This window comes from Variovorax sp. M-6 (assembly GCF_052114385.1).
Classification (GTDB): domain Bacteria; phylum Pseudomonadota; class Gammaproteobacteria; order Burkholderiales; family Burkholderiaceae_C; genus Variovorax.
In genome coordinates this window covers 1-371 of sequence record NZ_JBFREQ010000135.1, presented here as the reverse complement: position 1 = coordinate 371, position 371 = coordinate 1, and the positions used below count along the sequence as shown (strand labels likewise).

At 71.4% G+C, this 371-nt stretch carries 1 protein-coding gene; it reads right to left on the bottom strand.

Annotation, left to right across the window (positions count from 1 at the left end):
- The coding region (locus AB4Z46_RS35505; RefSeq protein ID WP_442288235.1) for a helix-hairpin-helix domain-containing protein at positions 1-371 on the bottom strand (371 nt) is incomplete at both ends.

Genomic DNA, 371 nt, shown 5'->3' with positions numbered 1-371 from the left:
GACAGGGTCAGCAGCGCGTCGGCGCCCGACAAGCATTTCAGGTCGTGGGCATCCAGCCCCGCGCGCTTAACCAGGTCCTCGACGCTCAAGAAGGCGCCGCCCGCTGCACGCGCTGTCACGATCCGCGCCGCCGCCTGCTCGCGCATCCCGACGATGCGCGACAAGCCCAGGCGCACCGCGCGCAGCGGGGTCGCGTAGGTGGCATCCCAGCGGGGCAGGGCGCTCGCCTGCGCGTCCTCCTCGAGCGTGCTGAACCAGTCGCTGATCGTGACGTCGACCGGCCGCACGACGACGCCATGCTCGCGCGCGTCCCGCACGAGCTGCGCGGGCGCATAGAAGCCCATCGGCTGGCTGTTCAGCTGGCTGTTCAG